Annotated in this window: 11 protein-coding genes; 7 read left to right on the forward strand and 4 right to left on the reverse strand. The window is 56.8% G+C overall.

Annotation, left to right across the window (positions count from 1 at the left end):
* Positions 1-319: 319 nt before the first annotated feature.
* Positions 320-988 carry an integrase core domain-containing protein gene (locus tag NA78x_RS14290; protein ID WP_425619122.1) on the reverse strand — a complete coding sequence of 223 codons (669 nt, stop codon included), beginning with the start codon at positions 986-988 and terminating at the stop codon, positions 320-322.
* Between the two features lie 1112 nt (positions 989-2100).
* On the opposite strand from NA78x_RS14290, the gene NA78x_RS14295 reads away from it, so the two are divergent.
* On the forward strand, positions 2101-2691 hold the full coding sequence (locus NA78x_RS14295) for a hypothetical protein (protein WP_425619123.1): 591 nt from the start codon (positions 2101-2103) through the stop codon (positions 2689-2691).
* Positions 2692-2797: 106 nt separating this feature from the next.
* Here NA78x_RS14295 and NA78x_RS14300 read toward each other — a convergent pair whose 3' ends face one another.
* Both NA78x_RS14300 and NA78x_RS14305 read right to left on the reverse strand, forming a co-directional pair.
* Positions 2798-3097 (reverse strand): hypothetical protein, encoded by a 300-nt coding sequence (locus tag NA78x_RS14300; RefSeq protein WP_425619124.1) that lies wholly within the window; start codon positions 3095-3097, stop codon positions 2798-2800.
* 133 nt (positions 3098-3230) lie between these two features.
* Positions 3231-3767 carry a hypothetical protein gene (locus NA78x_RS14305; protein WP_425619125.1) on the reverse strand — a complete coding sequence of 179 codons (537 nt, stop codon included), beginning with the start codon at positions 3765-3767 and terminating at the stop codon, positions 3231-3233.
* Positions 3768-4177: 410 nt separating this feature from the next.
* On the opposite strand from NA78x_RS14305, the gene NA78x_RS14310 reads away from it, so the two are divergent.
* Both NA78x_RS14310 and NA78x_RS14315 read left to right on the forward strand, forming a co-directional pair.
* Entirely contained in the window at positions 4178-4807 is a 630-nt protein-coding gene (locus NA78x_RS14310) for an RNA polymerase sigma factor (RefSeq protein WP_425619126.1), read from the forward strand.
* Positions 4804-5616 carry an anti-sigma factor family protein gene (locus NA78x_RS14315; protein WP_425619127.1) on the forward strand — a complete coding sequence of 271 codons (813 nt, stop codon included), beginning with the start codon at positions 4804-4806 and terminating at the stop codon, positions 5614-5616. Before NA78x_RS14310 ends, NA78x_RS14315 begins: the two co-directional genes overlap by 4 nt.
* 34 nt (positions 5617-5650) lie before the next feature.
* On the opposite strand, the gene NA78x_RS14320 is transcribed toward NA78x_RS14315, so the two are convergent.
* Positions 5651-6193, reverse strand: a complete 543-nt coding sequence (locus tag NA78x_RS14320) for a DUF2721 domain-containing protein (RefSeq protein ID WP_425619128.1) — start codon at positions 6191-6193, stop codon at positions 5651-5653.
* A gap of 335 nt (positions 6194-6528) precedes the next feature.
* On the opposite strand from NA78x_RS14320, the gene NA78x_RS14325 reads away from it, so the two are divergent.
* From NA78x_RS14325 to NA78x_RS14340, 4 genes are all read left to right on the forward strand, one after another.
* Entirely contained in the window at positions 6529-8013 is a 1485-nt protein-coding gene (locus tag NA78x_RS14325; protein WP_425619129.1) for a TolC family protein, read from the forward strand.
* A gap of 636 nt (positions 8014-8649) precedes the next feature.
* Positions 8650-10710 (forward strand): efflux RND transporter periplasmic adaptor subunit, encoded by a 2061-nt coding sequence (locus NA78x_RS14330; RefSeq protein WP_425619130.1) that lies wholly within the window; start codon positions 8650-8652, stop codon positions 10708-10710.
* 2 nt (positions 10711-10712) lie between these two features.
* Positions 10713-14252 (forward strand): efflux RND transporter permease subunit, encoded by a 3540-nt coding sequence (locus NA78x_RS14335; RefSeq protein ID WP_425619131.1) that lies wholly within the window; start codon positions 10713-10715, stop codon positions 14250-14252.
* Positions 14245-15372, forward strand: coding sequence for a sialidase family protein (locus NA78x_RS14340; RefSeq protein ID WP_425619132.1), 1128 nt, complete (start codon positions 14245-14247; stop codon positions 15370-15372). The genes NA78x_RS14335 and NA78x_RS14340 overlap by 8 nt, the downstream gene beginning before the upstream one ends.
* Positions 15373-15402 lie beyond the last annotated feature (30 nt).

Here is a 15402-nt window from a genome sequence, read left to right on the forward strand (position 1 = left end):
CTCTCGCTATACGCAACAACCCCACGCTGGCGTTCACCCGCCAGCATCACCAGCACCAAACAAATCCAGGTCCAGCTGCGTATTGCAAATTAGCTGCGCGGACCGTGGCCGTCCGGTGCAGTTAATTGATCGGATATGAAACAGACGGCAGAAAGCCACGATTGGCCGTCTGTTGTTCGATTTGCAGAGTCGAGTTGGAGAGGCCGAGCATTACTGACGAGAACTTCGTGCTGTTTTCGCATTCGATTTTAGAAGGAGTGCGCACCGCCGGCGCAGCAAGTCGAGAATGATTTGCGGTGGAAGGTCACACATTCGCGAGCTACGCCGCTTTGCGGTGATAGCTTTTCAGTAGGCCCTGCTGCTCACAACGAATGTCGCTGAGTGAAATCGTTTCAGCGATGGCCGCAGACTCGGAGTTTGTGATGCGAAGGTTGCCAGTGAGCAGCTCGTTTTCTTTTCCCTGGTGTGGACGATGCTTGTGATAGAAGCTCAACCAGGTTTTCAGAACACTGTCGAGATGCTGCGTTCCGAAGAACAGAAAATGGTTCAAACACTCGCGGCGGACGGTGCCGATGAACCGCTCGACAAAGGCTCGCGCATTCGGTGTGCGAACAGCTCTTTTGAGAGCCTTTACTCGCTTCTGCTTCAAGGCCGCGTCAATGCCTGCATATTTGCCATCGCGGTCCCGTTGCACGTAACGCATCCCCAAGCCTTGCGACCGCGCTTGCTCGACAATCGTTGCTGCCTGAGAAGCCGCCCAGGCCTCGTTCGGATGAAGTGTTGCGGGCGAAAGAATGACTCGTCGTGTTTCGACATGCAGAAAGGCCAGCACGAACACTTCGCGAATTCCCGTTATCGTCAGAACCTTTTGACTGAAGAAGTCGCACTGCCACAAACTGGTAGCGTGCCGGGCCACGAATTCGTCCCAGGTCGCGCTGGCCCGCTTCGGACAAGGATCGATGCCTGCCGCTTTCAGAATATTCCGCACGGTGCTCTTCTTGATCGAACGGATGCCGAGCTTCTTGAGTTCAGTTCTTTGCAGATGTCATCGTGAACAAGGCCAATCAGGAATGCGACCTAATCGGCCGTCGCGGCCGATGGGCAATTCAGTTGCCGCCGGGAATCATCCGATCCGAGCGTTCGCAGCAGCAGCTTTCCTGAGATCTTCCTCCACATAGATCAAGGAGATTATCCTGCAGACGCAGGACTCGATCCTGCAACCTAGCGCCGGCAATTCCACGAACAACCTCGTGCGAGAAACTCGGCAACAACCAGTTTCGTTTTCCGCCGGGAACATGACCATGTACCGGACTACATGCGGAATTACTTTACGACACCTAACCTTAATCCGGCATGACGCTTACGTTGCGGCCGTGATCATTGAACGTACTCGATCGCGGCGTATGGAGGCAATTCTACTCCTGGCAGTGGAGCTGCCAACAGATCGGAATCACTATCTAGCTTCGATGTGTCGGTCCGACGCAAGTTTGACGGGGCCTCGCGCATCAATCCCGGCGCGAGGAGCGGATGGGTTTTGGACGCCCGACGATCGCAATTCGAAAAACAGTGACACGTGAGGTGGAACTGATTGAGCTGGGATTGGAGCATGTGCTTCGACCCACTCAGTTCGATGCTCATATTTGGCGTGCGGAGTTTCTGAGCATCAGTGCGCAATGAGGGGGCAGCCAATACTTGCCATCCTTGTCCGAAATAGTTCGCATGCTCAGAGGCAACTGCATAGTCAGAAACAAGTTGCGACGACACCCTGTTTTATTCTCGTTGATCGAGATCGAGGTCTGGCGCAGAATTTGATTTCCCGCACTACGATCGAATCGTGGTTACCGGGAATTCGCAATGACATGCCTGCTTTTGTGTGTCCTCCTTACGGCCGACGAGCATGCTGTTAGTGGCACAGCGCGCCATGCCACTAGCGCCAACTTTCAAATTGACTGCCGATCGCAGGGACACGACGCGCGACAAATTGCTCTGCATTGCGAACAATGGCGTGATAGACTACTCGCGACTTGGCGGCCGCAGGATGAGCCGATTTCGTGGAAAGTCACCTGCCAAGTTGTCGTCCATTCTTCACGAAACAGTTTCGTGAACTCAGTAGGACGAGGCGGTCAAAGTAGCTTTGGGTCCAGTTGGCTGGAATTTGAAAAAGAACTGGTATCCAAGCGTCAGGTCGACCTCCTGCCGACACAGTCGGGCGAACTTTCGGCTCTTGCTCACGAGCTAACTCATGTGCTTGTGGCAGACTACTTCGCCGGAAAGCAGTTGCCTCGCTGGGCCGATGAAGGAATGGCGATACTAGCTGATAGTGTGGAAAAACGGCGACTTCACCAGCGCGACCTGAAGTTGGCTCTGAGCCAGCGCAACGCATTTCATGCGGCAGAATTACTAGCTGTCACCGATTACCCCGTTACATCTCGGATTCCGGCGTTCTACGGGCAAAGTGCATCCGTGGTGGCGTTTCTTTGCAGGCGGGACACGCCGGCCAAGTTTCTGGAATTTGTTCAGCTCGCGATGAAGAATGGGCATGAAACCTCCATTAGAGAGGTGTACGACCTGCGCGGTCATGCCGAGCTAGAACAGCTCTGGCGAGCCGACTTCCATACCGCCATCGACTCTCAAACGATCCATTTAGCATCGCTCAACAGTTCTGCTAAGAAGTCGATTGTGCAAGATTGACCTAGCGCAACAAGAAACAACGCAACTCCAGTGAGGTTTTCACGGGAGTTGCGTTTCGCGGCAATTGCCGCCTATTTGGTCACCGCCAATCATCGGCGCTACGATGTTAACGATACTTCCGCGGATCAGTCTTCTGATACCGCCAGAGATCCTGGCCGCCCCCACCGCCGTTCCGAGTGCCCCGATAAACCGGCGCGACAAACTGGGTAGCCGGTTCGTACGACATGGCGCGGTAACCTTGCACTTGCGCCTGCGGCTGAGCAGCGGCGGTTTGTACCGGCGCGGCGGCCACAGGAGGCGCGACGTATGTCACTCCACATTGACGGCGACCACCAGCTTCAGCAGTTGTCGCGATCAGCCCGAGGCCGAGGATAGCGAGAGTCGTGGTGAAAATGAGCTTGGACATGACATTCTCCTTCTCAAAGGGGCGGCAGTCGAGGTTCCTCACAAGGAGCGGGCTGTCACCAGTGGTGATGTAAATCTCTCGTCTTCGTTCATCCCGGCGGCGACGGTGGTCGCCGCCAGTTTTGTTTACCGTTCTACTTCTTTGCTGGAGCGACTGCTTTCGGAGCCAGCGAGTCCATCAACTTGGTGTGGCTGTCGAGAATCTTGTCCATCTCGGCCGCGAGGTCTTCGCAGCAAGCCATGGTCTTCATGGCATCGAACGTGGCGTCGTTGCAGCAGGCCATCAGCTTGTCGTGATGGTCATAGGCGACAACCAATTGCTTTTCCAATCCCTCGATGGCGGTCACGGCTGACTTGTTCGCAGCGTAGTGCGTCTTCATCTGAGCCAAGTGCTTTTTGGCTTCAGCAAAGTTGTGGCCAATTCCGGTCATCACTTCCTTCACAACCACAGGGCTCGGCTTCGGGTTCGCTTGCACGTAACCGCGGAAGTCGTTGCTGTAATTGCGGGCTCCTTCAAAATGCCGCTGCGAAGCCTTCGACGACCAGAAGGGAACGCTGTGTTCACCACGGGCTTTCGAGCCCGCGTCCTTCTGAGCGAGTGCGGGTGTAACCACCATCGCCATTGCGGCCATCGCCATCACACTGAACACAAACCGACCATAATTCTTCATCTTGGGGCTCCTACGAACGATCGCATCCGCTCCGCCAATGACAAACGGAAATGCAAAAATATTTCATTCGAACCGTGGCTGATTCAGCCAAACGCAGCTCGATGATTCCAAAACCATGTGTGGGATTGGCGGGCTACTGTGCTTGCCGCGCCATTTGCCTCACCACAACATTCGATGCGGTGAACCGGGCTTTCTTCTTGAAATCCGAAAGAATTGTCGAGGTAATCCGCTGATCACTTGAACGTGCGATTTCGCACAGCGCCCCGTGCGGAACGGCACAGCAAATCAAGCGATTTGAACGAGTTACTGCCGGCATCGAGCCAGATGGCGAACTTGTGCAGGGTATAGCGTTTGCTGCGACTACTCGGCGTTAGCCCGCTGAATCCTCTTCCAGATTTGGATTACGAATCATGTCCCCGCAACAATCCCTGCCGAAAGCAAGAAGATTTGAAGCAGCTGTGGCATCTGATCAAGAGGAGGAGCATTTACGCATTGTACGATCTAATCGACTGTCTAGCCTTGTGGCGAAGTGCCAGGAGCGGGACGCCGATGCTCAGCGAGATTTGGTCCTGGAAACGCAAGAGGTGGTCTATCGAACTGTGTACCGGTTGGTGGGTCGGAATGACGTTGATGACGTGACACAGCAGGTTTATCTGCAAGTGTTTCGGCACATTGGTCAGTTCAAGGGGCTCTCGACCGTTGCGACTTGGCTCTGCCGCATTGCCATCAACGAATCGCTGCAACACATCCGCCGTCGATCGAACCGAAAGGTAGCCGTGTTGAAGGTGGACCCGCAAGATTTTCACCTGCCGCGACCGGCTGATTCAGATGACCGGGAAATGTTAGATTTGGGCTTGTCCCAGATCGAGCCGGAACTGAAAGTGGTGTTCATCTTACGTGAGGAGGAAGGACTGACCTACGAGCAAATCTCTGAAATGCTGGATCTGCCAGCAGGCACGGTAGCTTCCCGGATCAATCGGGCGCGGCAACAGCTTCGAGAGCATTTAACCAGACTCGGATGGTCGCCTGAAAATCAATGAACTGCGAACAGGTCATTCCGCTGCTCTCCGCATTCCACGACGGTGAGTTGCTGGGAGACCAGGAAGATGAGGTGGTTGAACACCTTTCGCATTGCCAAAGCTGCCGCGAGCAGCTGGAGTCGCACGAAGCCCTCTCCGGTCTCGTCCGCAGGTCGCCCGCCCCTGAACCACCGGCTGGTCTAGTCCGGAGTGTGCAACGGGCCGTGGCGCGAGATGGGGTTGCTTCACCGAATTTAGTACAGCGAAGGCGTTGGCTGACTGCAGTTGTGGGAGTAGCAGCAACGCTCTTGATTGCCGTTGGGATCTGGCAGCTGTGGGTGCCAAAGCCAGCTGCGCATGATCACCGGCTGATGGTCACATCCTTCAATCGGTTCCTGGATGCGTACGTCAGCGGAAACGCTGAGGCAAAAGGGATTCTTGCCAAGCAGTTCCACGGGAAGGTCGTTGATCGGGAGGGAGCGTCGAAGTTCCTGCGCCGGCGAACGATCGCGGCCCCCACGCTACTTGCTAAACATCAGGTAGAAGAACGCCTCACGATTAAAATGCCCTGCTGCGACTGTGTGCAAACGAACTATTCCTGCGAAGGGCAAACGTCTTTCGTGCTATTCGAACACACAGAGGAACAAGGTGATTGGTTCGGCAGTCGACCCCAGGTTCGAACTGAATGTGCAGGAAAGTCTTGTTGCCTTGTAGAGGTCGGGAAACAGCTTGTCGCGACTTGGCCGGTCGACCGAGGCTTTGTGACGGTGGTCGGGGTCAAAGACGTTACCGAGCTGGCAGCACTCGTTGATGAGCTAACGCCACGGTGACGTCTAACTGCAGGGACGATGGCCGCGGAAGCCGTCATTTCTGCTGGCGAAGCGATTTGCGAGATTCCACCAGACCTTCGGCGTAGGCGATCTCTTCCAAGGTCGTATGGACTGCAATTGCCGCCTCACGAATCAGCAGGACAATGCTGTAAAGGAAGGCCATGGCTCCGAGCATCGCCAAAGAGATTGGGATCATGCTCACGATCTGGGGAATGATCACGTGAAGCCCGGCCGTGATACTGGTCACTACCAAGAGAGCAATTGAGACATACATTCCAGTGACCGCAGAACGCAACAAGAGCAGCCGCTTCAACAAACTGGCGAGTTGCTTCAAGATCAGTTCGTCCTTTAAATTCTGGTTGTCCGCCGGATTCGACGGTGGCTTTTCCGCGTCCAGGTCGGCAAGCAGTGCCTGAGTTCGGTCATTCACGCGTCCGAGGCGGTTTGCCGTGGACAACAGCAGCAGGGCCGTGGCTGAAATGAGCACGCCCGGTGTAATTAACGCTGCCAAAACTTCGACTGGATGAAGCACCTCGGTAGCCCTTGCGATGATGGTAGCTTGCCGCCTCTTCGGCACATATTAGCGGCGCTCCCTAAACCGCTCGATACCGGTGCATTTGGAATCCATGCAGCTGCGAGGTAGGGAATCAATTATTAAGCGGCCGTGATGGCAGCAGCGCCGGCGAAAAATATGGACAGATGCGTCACCAATCCCTAACGGCACAGCATGCTGTACGGCCGGCATTACCGTCACACTTTCGCTAAACGAATCCAGCCGAACGCTACGGCGTAGAAATCCGATACTCCGCCCGTAACGGTTAATACTTGGACGCGGATTGTGCCGAAGTCAGCGATAGCTCCGAAGTTTTCATGTGTGCCGGCAGGTAGGTCACTTCCCCAAGGTTCGCTGCGATGCGCAAGTTCGTGCTTTTGGACGTCGTTCTCCTGCAGGCAGCAGTAATGATCTGCTGTCTCGGGTGTGAAACGTCTAAACAGCAACAAGTCCGCTCAGCGCCTCCGCTGGCACAAAAACCAGTTGCCGTCGCGGTGACGAGTGTCGTTCCGCCCGTCGAGCCAACCGTGCAATTGGCGTCGCATCAGCAAGCGGGCAATTCAGGTCAATTGCCGCCTCCGCAAACAGTCCGGCCAGAGCAGGTCGCGCCCGTGCTTTTGCAACACGTTGAGACACTCGCTGATCTAGAAGTTGCGGCCCTGAGCAACAATCCCACGCTTCGGCGGATGCAGCAGGAAGCCGCGGCTGAATGGGCCAAAGTGGGGTATGTCGCGAAGCTACCTGACCCAACGCTCTCCGGAATGTTCTTCGGCGACGCGATGAACTTTGTGCCCGATCGGCAGTTGGCCGAACTGCAGTACATGCAGATGATTCCCTGGATCGGCCGGCTCAAAGCCGAATCTCAGATGGCGCATTTCGAAGCATTGGTCGCCGAGAATCAGTATCAAGCCGAGCGGTTGCGGATCGTGGGGGAGATTCGTGCAACCTGGTACAAGTTGTACGTCCTCGGCAAGCAGGTCAGTACAACGCAGGCGGATCAAGTACAACTCGAATCACTCATCAGAACGGCCAATTCCCGCGTCGCCGCTGGCGATGCCCAACCCGGCGATGTGCTGATGGCGACATTGGAACTGAGCAGTTTGCAGGAGCAACTCCTGAGTTATCGGCAACAGATGGTGGCGACGATGGCCGAGCTAAACCGTTTGGCCGGCAGGGAGTCGCGGACACCGATCAGCGCGCCGACGAAGTTAGACATCGAAATTCCACAATGGGACCACGACCTGCTGCATCACATCGCTATGGGCGCCCAGCCTGAGCTGAATGCAGCCCGGCTCCGCACGACGGCGACTCGCTGGGGCATTGAAGTGGCTCGGCTGAAGCGGCGGCCTGACGTGAGTGTCGGGGCAAGCTGGATGGTGATGGCGGCTGACCCGGCAGACATGTCGCCAGGCGCTGGTAACGACGCCTGGACTTTGAATGTTTCCAGTACGTTGCCGATCTGGCATCGGAAGAACGAAGCGATGGTCAACGAAGCGACCCGCCAGCATTACGCGGCTCATGCCACCGAAGACGAGGTAAGTCTGCGCATCGACGCCACCTTGCGAGATTTGTGGGAACAGGCGCGAGCGGCACAGCAAACGATCGAACTCTACGAGAAAACGATTCTTCCCCAGGCTAGGCAGACTTTCGAGGCGGATCAAAAATCACTCGTCAACAACACGGTGACATTTGACCGCGTGATTCGCGACTATCGCACACTCCTTAATCTCGAATTGGGTTACCATCGCGCTCTTGGCCAACTCGCAACGACACTGGCCCGCATCCGGCAGACGGTCGGTGTCGATCTCTTAGCCACCCCCGACGCACCACAACCTGCGCCCTAATCAACGGATCTTACGCACTAGACACGACTCCTCGCCGCAGGATAATGGAGACGTCGTGTTCATTGCGGCGCAGCCCATTGGTGTGGAATGTTCAATCGCGGCGGATATTTGCGATGTGTGATCTCCCTCTTGCTTCTGGCACCGATTGCCGGAAGCGGGTTAGGGACACCCTCGCTAGCGAACGCTGGTTGTTCTTCCGTTACAGCATCGCCTGCGGCTAGTTGTAAGAGTGCTACGAAGTGCTGCTGCAGTTCAGCCACGCCGATGCCGGCTTGTTCGTGTCAGCGCCAAGAGGAATCGCGGGAGCCATCACAACCCGCCGCAACCGACGAGAGTGGCCGATCGTTGAAGTGGACCGCAGGGCATCACGTTGTGATGCAATTGACGGTGCGAGATCGGCCGGAAGATTCCGTTTACTGCGACCAAAGCGCGGAATCCTGGAAACCGCGCTCGATTCAGTCGCGATTCTGTATCTGGCGATCTTGATCTGATTCCGGGCCACCGCTGCGCGCTGATTGCAGACAAGTTGCAGCACGGAAGCCGCAGGCCTTCTTCCCAGGCAAGTGTTTACGCTCCATTCGCAGTTCATTTCGCTGCGCCATTGGTTAGAACCAGATCTGATTTTGAGGCTTCGTTATGTCCACGCCGTCCACTATTCCTAGCAATGCGAATACGCCTTCGGCTACCCCTTCGCTGCAAGATCGACTGTTCTTGATCGGCAAGAAACTGCTCCCCGTAGGCCTGTTTCTACTCGGGGTTGTTGCCTTGATCGTCGTGGTCGGTTTGGCCCAGCGATTTAGATTGCTACCTGCAGCGGCTGGGACAACCGCAGCTACGGCCAAGTCAGGGGCGGTCTATACCTGTCCCATGCACCCCCAGATTCGGCAGCCGTCTCCCGGTCGCTGCCCGATTTGCGGGATGGAACTGGTGCCTGCTTCCAGCGGTGCGGCGGACCTTGACGAGTTCTCCGTCAAGATTGAGCCTGCCCAGCGCAGATTGGCCAACATTCAAACTGCGAAGGTGGTAAGCGGGCCTCTGGATGCAACGCTGCAGACCGTGGGCGCCATTGCCGTCGATGAGAGTCGGCAGGCTACGATCGCCTCGTATATCGACGGACGCCTCGAACGGCTCTTCGCCGATTACACCGGAGTCGAGATCAAGAAGGGTGACCATCTGGCGGTCCTTTACAGCCCGCAACTATTTGGTGCGCAGGTGGAGTACATCGAATCACGTCGCGCACTGGCCGCCGCTGGTGGATTAGCGGCTGTTCGCCAGGCTCAAGAGTCCTTGGCCGCTAATACACGCCAGCGACTGCGCGAGTATGGCATGACGGATGATCAGCTCGCCGAATTGGAACGCTCCGGAAATGCTCAGTCGCGGCTGACGATCTATGCACCGCAAGGCGGCACCGTGGTGGAGAAACTGGCCGTCGAAGGGAACTACGTAAAGGCGGGCGATCCCATCTATCGGATTGCCGAGCTATCGACTGTGTGGCTGATGCTCAAGCTGTTTCCCGAAGATGCCACACGCATTCGATTCGGCCAAAAGGTGGAGGCGGTCGTGCAATCACTGCCCGGAGAAAAGTTAATCGGCCGGGTCGCTTTCATTGATCCCACGGTCGATCCCAAGACGAGAACCGTTGGCGTTCGCGTCGAACTGCTGAACGACGGTCGCTTACGACCAGGCGACTATGCCGAAGCGCTCATCACTCTTCCCATCGGTCCCAAGGGAAACGTGTTTGACGCGGACCTGGCTGGAAAGTGGATCAGCCCGATGCACCCGCAGATCATTCGCGCTGAGCCGGGACCATGCCCGATCTGCGGAATGGATCTCGTGCCAACGTCTCGCTATGGCTTCGTCAACGAACCGGTTCCCCAGAAGGCTTCGTTATACGTGCCACGCCCGGCAGTTTTGATGGCCGGTGGCAACAGCGTGGTTTATGTCGAAGCGAAGCCCGGCGTCTTTGAAATTCGCCCGGTGACGTTAGGCCCGATCTTGCGCGACAAGATCGTGATTCTCGAAGGGCTCAAAGCGGGTGAAGAAGTTGCCACAGCCGGCAACTTCTTGATCGACTCACAAATGCAATTGGCGGGTAAGCCCAGTTTGATTGATCCGCTTCGAGCCATTGCTCGCACCAAAGAACGGAAGGGCCCACTGGTCTTTGAGAGCATCGCGGTCGCATCGGTTGGCGGCGAAACAGGGAAGAATCTCGAAGATCTATATGCGGCCTACTTTCAAGTGCAGCAAGCCCTGGCTTCGGACAAGAGGCCAGCAGCAGGTGCAGCACAATCAGTACATCAGTCCGCTGCCAAGCTCGCGGATGACCCGGCGTTTCCAGAAGCGACTAAAAGGCTCGTCCAGGAAGTAGCTGTGAAGTCAGAACATCTCCACCACATGGATCTGGCTGAGGCTCGTAAGGGATTCAAACCCATCAGCCACGCCATTGTCACTCTTGCGTCGCAGGTCCGGAGTGAAAGTGCTCAAAATCCCTTCACGCACTTCTTCTGCCCAATGGTTCCCGGCGGAGGAGGCGATTGGCTCCAGCCGGATGACAAACTTCTCAACCCGTATTTCGGCAGTGAGATGTTGCGCTGCGGCGAGAAGGTGCAAGTGTTTCCCATGCAGGGTAAAGCTGAGACCAAAGACGATTCGCATAAACAGCATCAGGCTACCCCGGTGAAGAAAGGGGATGCCTAACAATGTTGCGAGCGGCGATTGATTTCTGCGTTCGGCAGCCATTCCTGACTTTGTTCGGAGCGCTGATAGTTGCCGCAGTCGGCGGATACTGCGCGACGGTAGTGCCGATCGACGCCATCCCGAACGTCGGTGAAAACCAGGTCATTGTCTTCACCGAATGGCCGGGACGGTCTCCCAAAGACGTCGAGGACCAGGTCACGTATCCCTTGTCTGTTGCCTTGCTCACGGTGCCGCATGCAGAAAGCGTGCGCGGCAAGAGCATGTTCGGTTATAGCTTCGTGCAAGTGACCTTCGCCGACGGCACCGATTTCTATTGGGCTCGTTCCCGAGTGCTGGAACGATTGGGGACCGCGATCGCCACTTTGCCGGAGGGCGTCACGCCGACGCTCGGTCCTGATGCGACGGCTCTCGGCCAGATTTTTTATTATGTGCTCGATGGTCCGAAGGGGATGAATCTTGCCGAGCTGCGTTCGCTGCAGGACTACGTCATCAAATACGAGCTGCAATCGGTTCAAGGCGTCAGCGAAGTTGCCAGCGTCGGCGGCTACGTGCGGCAGTATCAAATCGAAATCGACCCCGATGCGCTGCGCTTCCACGACATCCCGCTGGAACGGGTCATCGCCGCGGTGAAGGACTCGAACATCGACGTCGGTGCCAAGACAGTCGAGTCGGGTGGCATGGAATACGTCATCCGGGGACGCGGCTTCATTGGCCAAAGCAAGGATACGCTGCAATCGCTGGCGGACATTGAGAAAACCGTCGTTGTTTCCCGCGACGGAGTTCCTGTGCGTATTCGCGACTTGGGCCAAGTTCAATTGGGCCCCGACTTTCGTAGCGGTGCCATCGACCTCAACGGTTCCGAGGCCGTCGGTGGGGTTGTGGTCATGCGGTTCGGCGAGAACCCACGTGACGTTATCCAGCGTGTTCGGGAGAAAATCAAGCAGATTGAGCCCGGCCTCAAAGGAGTGAAGGTCGTGGCGATTTACGACCGCACGGGGCTCATTAACGAAACGGTGGAGACGCTTACCGAATCATTGCGCGAAGAGCTAATGATTACCGCGGTCGTCATTGTCATTTTCCTCCTACACGTCAGGGCCAGCATCATTGTGGCCGTAACCTTACCCATGGCCGTGCTCATGGCCTTCATCGGGATGGTGTGGTTCAAGATCGACGCCAACATCATGTCGCTAGCGGGGATCGCCATTGCTATCGGCGAGGTCGCGGACCTGGGGATCATCATTTCGGAGAACGTCTATCAACATCTGGTGGAATGGGAAGCCAGTCAGGCGGGAGGCGTTCGTTCCACCGATGGAACCTTGCGGCCGCGCGATACACGCACGCGTACCGAAGTGATCATCGACGCCACTCACGAAGTCGCTCCGGCAGTGATGACCGGTGTGTCGACGACAATCGTAAGTTTCCTGCCAGTGTTCTTTCTAACTGGCCGCGATTACAAATTGTTTGCGCCGCTGGCCTGGACGAAGACGTTCGCCATGTTCGCGGCACTTCTGGTGGCCGTCTTCCTGGTTCCCGCGCTCTGCCGATTGCTACTCAGCAGTTCACGATGGCCGGCTTGGCGGGGGTTGGTAGCTGCCGGCGTCGCCGGCGCGATGGGCATCCTCGCCAGTATCCTGTTTTGGCATCCGTGGATCGAGGATATATCGCCGTTGCCATTGTGGGCCACTGCGCCGCTCGCTGGTTTGCTCATCGGCGGAATGGCTTACTTGATGTCGCGGGAACGACTCCGACCGATCGAGGAGAATCCGACGAGCCGGATCATTCTGTGGATCTACGAGCCAACGCTCCGTTTCCTGCTTGCGCACAAGTTCAGTTTTATGGCGGTGCCTTTGCTGATCATTTTGATTGGCACTGGTGCCTGGTTGGGTTTGCCGACAATTCTGTACCCTGCCGAGCAGGTTGTCCGCAGTTTAGGTGCGGAGCCGAATGCGCTACCAGGATACGTCGATCTCAAGCATCGCTTACCTGGGCTACGTACCGACGATTGGATCGCGCTCGATGAGGGAACCTGGTTCTACATGCCCACCCTCTATCCCGCAGCCAGTTTTTCGCAGGGCATGGAGGTACTGCAAACCCAGGATGCCCTGATCAAAGAAATCCCGGAAGTCGCGAACGTACTGGGAAAGATCGGGCGCGTTGAATCGGCCCTCGATCCAGCGCCCGGCGTGATGATCGAGACCTATGTCATGCTGAAACCCGAGTCGGAGTGGCGGCCCGGAGTGACGATCCAGAGCATCTGGGAACAAATCAACGCACTTGGCACTTTGCCTGGCGTCACGCCGGCGTCGCCACTGCAGCCCATCGAAGGGCGTGTGGTGATGCTCCAGAGCGGCATCAAAGCACCCATGGCGATTCGCGTCTATGGCGATAACCTCGATGGCCTGGCTGAAGCAGCCCGCAATGTCGCCGAGTTGCTGAAGAAAATTCCGCAGGTCAATGCCGCCACGGTGAATCCGGATATTGTGCTCGGCATGCCTTACGTCGAGTTCGATGTGGATCGCGAAGCCGCTGCTCGCTTTGGCATGACGACGATGTCGGTTAATCAGGTCATCGAAACCGCGCTGGGAGGCATGAACCTCACGACGACCGTCGAAGGGCGTGAGCGCTATCCGATTCGCATCCGCTATCAACGCGATCTGCGCGAGCGCATCGACGATCTGCCACGACTCCCCGTGGTGACGGAATCAGGGGAGGTCGTGCCACTCGAAATCCTCGCGAAGATGAAGACGACCTGGGGACCGGGCATGATCAGCAGCGAAGATGCGCGGCTGGTAGCGCACATCGCCTTTGCTCCGTCGGGCATGACGGGTGATCTGGAAACGGTTCAAGCTGTTGAGAACCACCTGCGGCAGGCACAAACGGATGGGACGCTCAAGCTCCCTGCAGGTTATGCGCTGTTGCCCGTGGGCTCGTTCCAGAACCAGATCGAAGCCAATCGTCGTCTCGGTGTCCTCATTCCGATCGTCATTCTGGTCGACCTGCTCATTATCTATCTCAACTTCCGCAACCTGCCTCTGACGTTAATTATCTTCTCGCAGATTCCGATCGCGGTCTTCGGTGGAATGATTGGTCTGGGCATCTATGGGATCGAGATGAATACCGCGATCTGGATTGGCTTGATCGCGCTCATTGGGATTGCCGAGGATGACGGCGTCGTCATCGCTACATACATGGAGCAACTCTTTGGACGCCGACCGATGCGCACCGTTCAGGACATCCGCGAAGCTACCATCGAAGCAGGCCGCCGTCGAATCCGGCCTTGCTTGATGACGGCTTTCACGACCTTTGCGGCGCTCCTGCCCGTCATGCTGGCAACAGGGAGAGGGGCGGACGTGGCCCGAGCAATGGCCTTGCCCGTCTTCTTCGGGATGTTTGTCGAACTCGTTTCGCTTTTCGTAGTTCCTGTCCTGTATTGCGGCTACATGGAAATGAAGCTCAATCTGGGATCGCTCGATCCTGTGGGGAGCGAGCCCAACGCCTCCGATATAGAACGAACACCTTTGGTGGGAGACTCTCATGTTTAGCAAGTATCCATGCGTCGAATTGATCGCACTGTGCCTGCTATTCTTGGCAGGAGTTGCGCAGGCTAGCGAGCCAATCGAACTGACTCGCGGCGAGGCGCCTCGGCATCCGCAGCAGCCACAATTGTCTGTTGATGCGAACGGTGGTATTCACATCGTTTATGGAATCCACGACGTCGTTTGCTATCATTCCTCCACTGACGGCGGCGAGACTTTCAGCAAACCGGCGGAACTCACCTTTGCACACGCCATGTCTTTGGGCATGCGGCGCGGACCAAGGATTGCCGCGACGGACAAAGCAATTTGCATTACCGCAATCGGCGGGAAACAAGGGAAGGGACGCGACGGCGACGTCCTGGCGATGAGTTCGCAGGATGGTGGTAAGACGTGGACTGGTCCCGTCCAGGTCAACGACGTCGATGATGCGGCCCGCGAAGGTTTGCACGCGATGGCCGCAGGGCCAAAGGGGGAAATGTGCTGTGTCTGGCTCGACCTCCGCAACAAGGCAACGGAAATCGCGGTGTCGACTTCTCTCGATGGGGGTAAAACCTGGAGCAAGAACGTCCTCGCCTACAAATCCCCCGACGGCAGCGTTTGCGAATGTTGCCATCCCAGCGTCACGTTCGACGAACGGGGAAAAGTCTTAGTGCAATGGAGAAATGCGCTGGGTGGAAACCGCGATATTTATGTCGCATCGTCAACGGATGGCGGTAAGTCGTTCGGACCTGCCAAGATGCTAGGCACTGGCAATTGGGCCTTGCGCGCCTGCCCGATGGACGGGGGCGCGATTGCCGTTTCCGGCAACCAGGTCAGTTCCGTTTGGCGACGCGAGAAGTCACTTTATTTAAGCACCTCTGTCGGCAGCGATGAGCAATTGCTAGGTCCTGGCGAACAGCCCTGGATCGCCGCCACTAAAACAGGTCCGTACATCGTCTGGCTCGCCAAGCGTGGCGAGCAAGCGAACCTGCTAACGCCCGGAAGCAAGACACCCACGAAGCTCGCTTCGCGAGCTGGCGATCCCGTAATTGCCGCGAATCCCAAGGGAACAGGACCTGTGGTGGCGGCTTGGGAATCACGGGACGGCAAGAACCACACGATTGTTTGTCAGGTAGTTTCGGAATAGCGTCCGTTTGCACACTCCAAGTTTGAAAGA

The organism is Anatilimnocola aquadivae (assembly GCF_049819085.1).
Classification (GTDB): domain Bacteria; phylum Planctomycetota; class Planctomycetia; order Pirellulales; family Pirellulaceae; genus Anatilimnocola.

Excerpts from the sequence above, each read along its gene's own strand:
- NA78x_RS14330 (WP_425619130.1), top strand. The coding sequence starts at position 8,650 with ATGTCCACGCCGTCCACTATTCCTAGCAATGCGAATACGCCTTCGGCT.
- NA78x_RS14315 (WP_425619127.1), top strand. The coding sequence starts at position 4,804 with ATGAACTGCGAACAGGTCATTCCGCTGCTCTCCGCATTCCACGACGGT.
- NA78x_RS14305 (WP_425619125.1), bottom strand. The coding sequence starts at position 3,767 with ATGAAGAATTATGGTCGGTTTGTGTTCAGTGTGATGGCGATGGCCGCA.
- NA78x_RS14340 (WP_425619132.1), top strand. The coding sequence starts at position 14,245 with ATGTTTAGCAAGTATCCATGCGTCGAATTGATCGCACTGTGCCTGCTA.
- NA78x_RS14335 (WP_425619131.1), top strand. The coding sequence starts at position 10,713 with ATGTTGCGAGCGGCGATTGATTTCTGCGTTCGGCAGCCATTCCTGACT.
- NA78x_RS14310 (WP_425619126.1), top strand. The coding sequence starts at position 4,178 with ATGTCCCCGCAACAATCCCTGCCGAAAGCAAGAAGATTTGAAGCAGCT.
- NA78x_RS14325 (WP_425619129.1), top strand. The coding sequence starts at position 6,529 with ATGCGCAAGTTCGTGCTTTTGGACGTCGTTCTCCTGCAGGCAGCAGTA.
- NA78x_RS14300 (WP_425619124.1), bottom strand. The coding sequence starts at position 3,097 with ATGTCCAAGCTCATTTTCACCACGACTCTCGCTATCCTCGGCCTCGGG.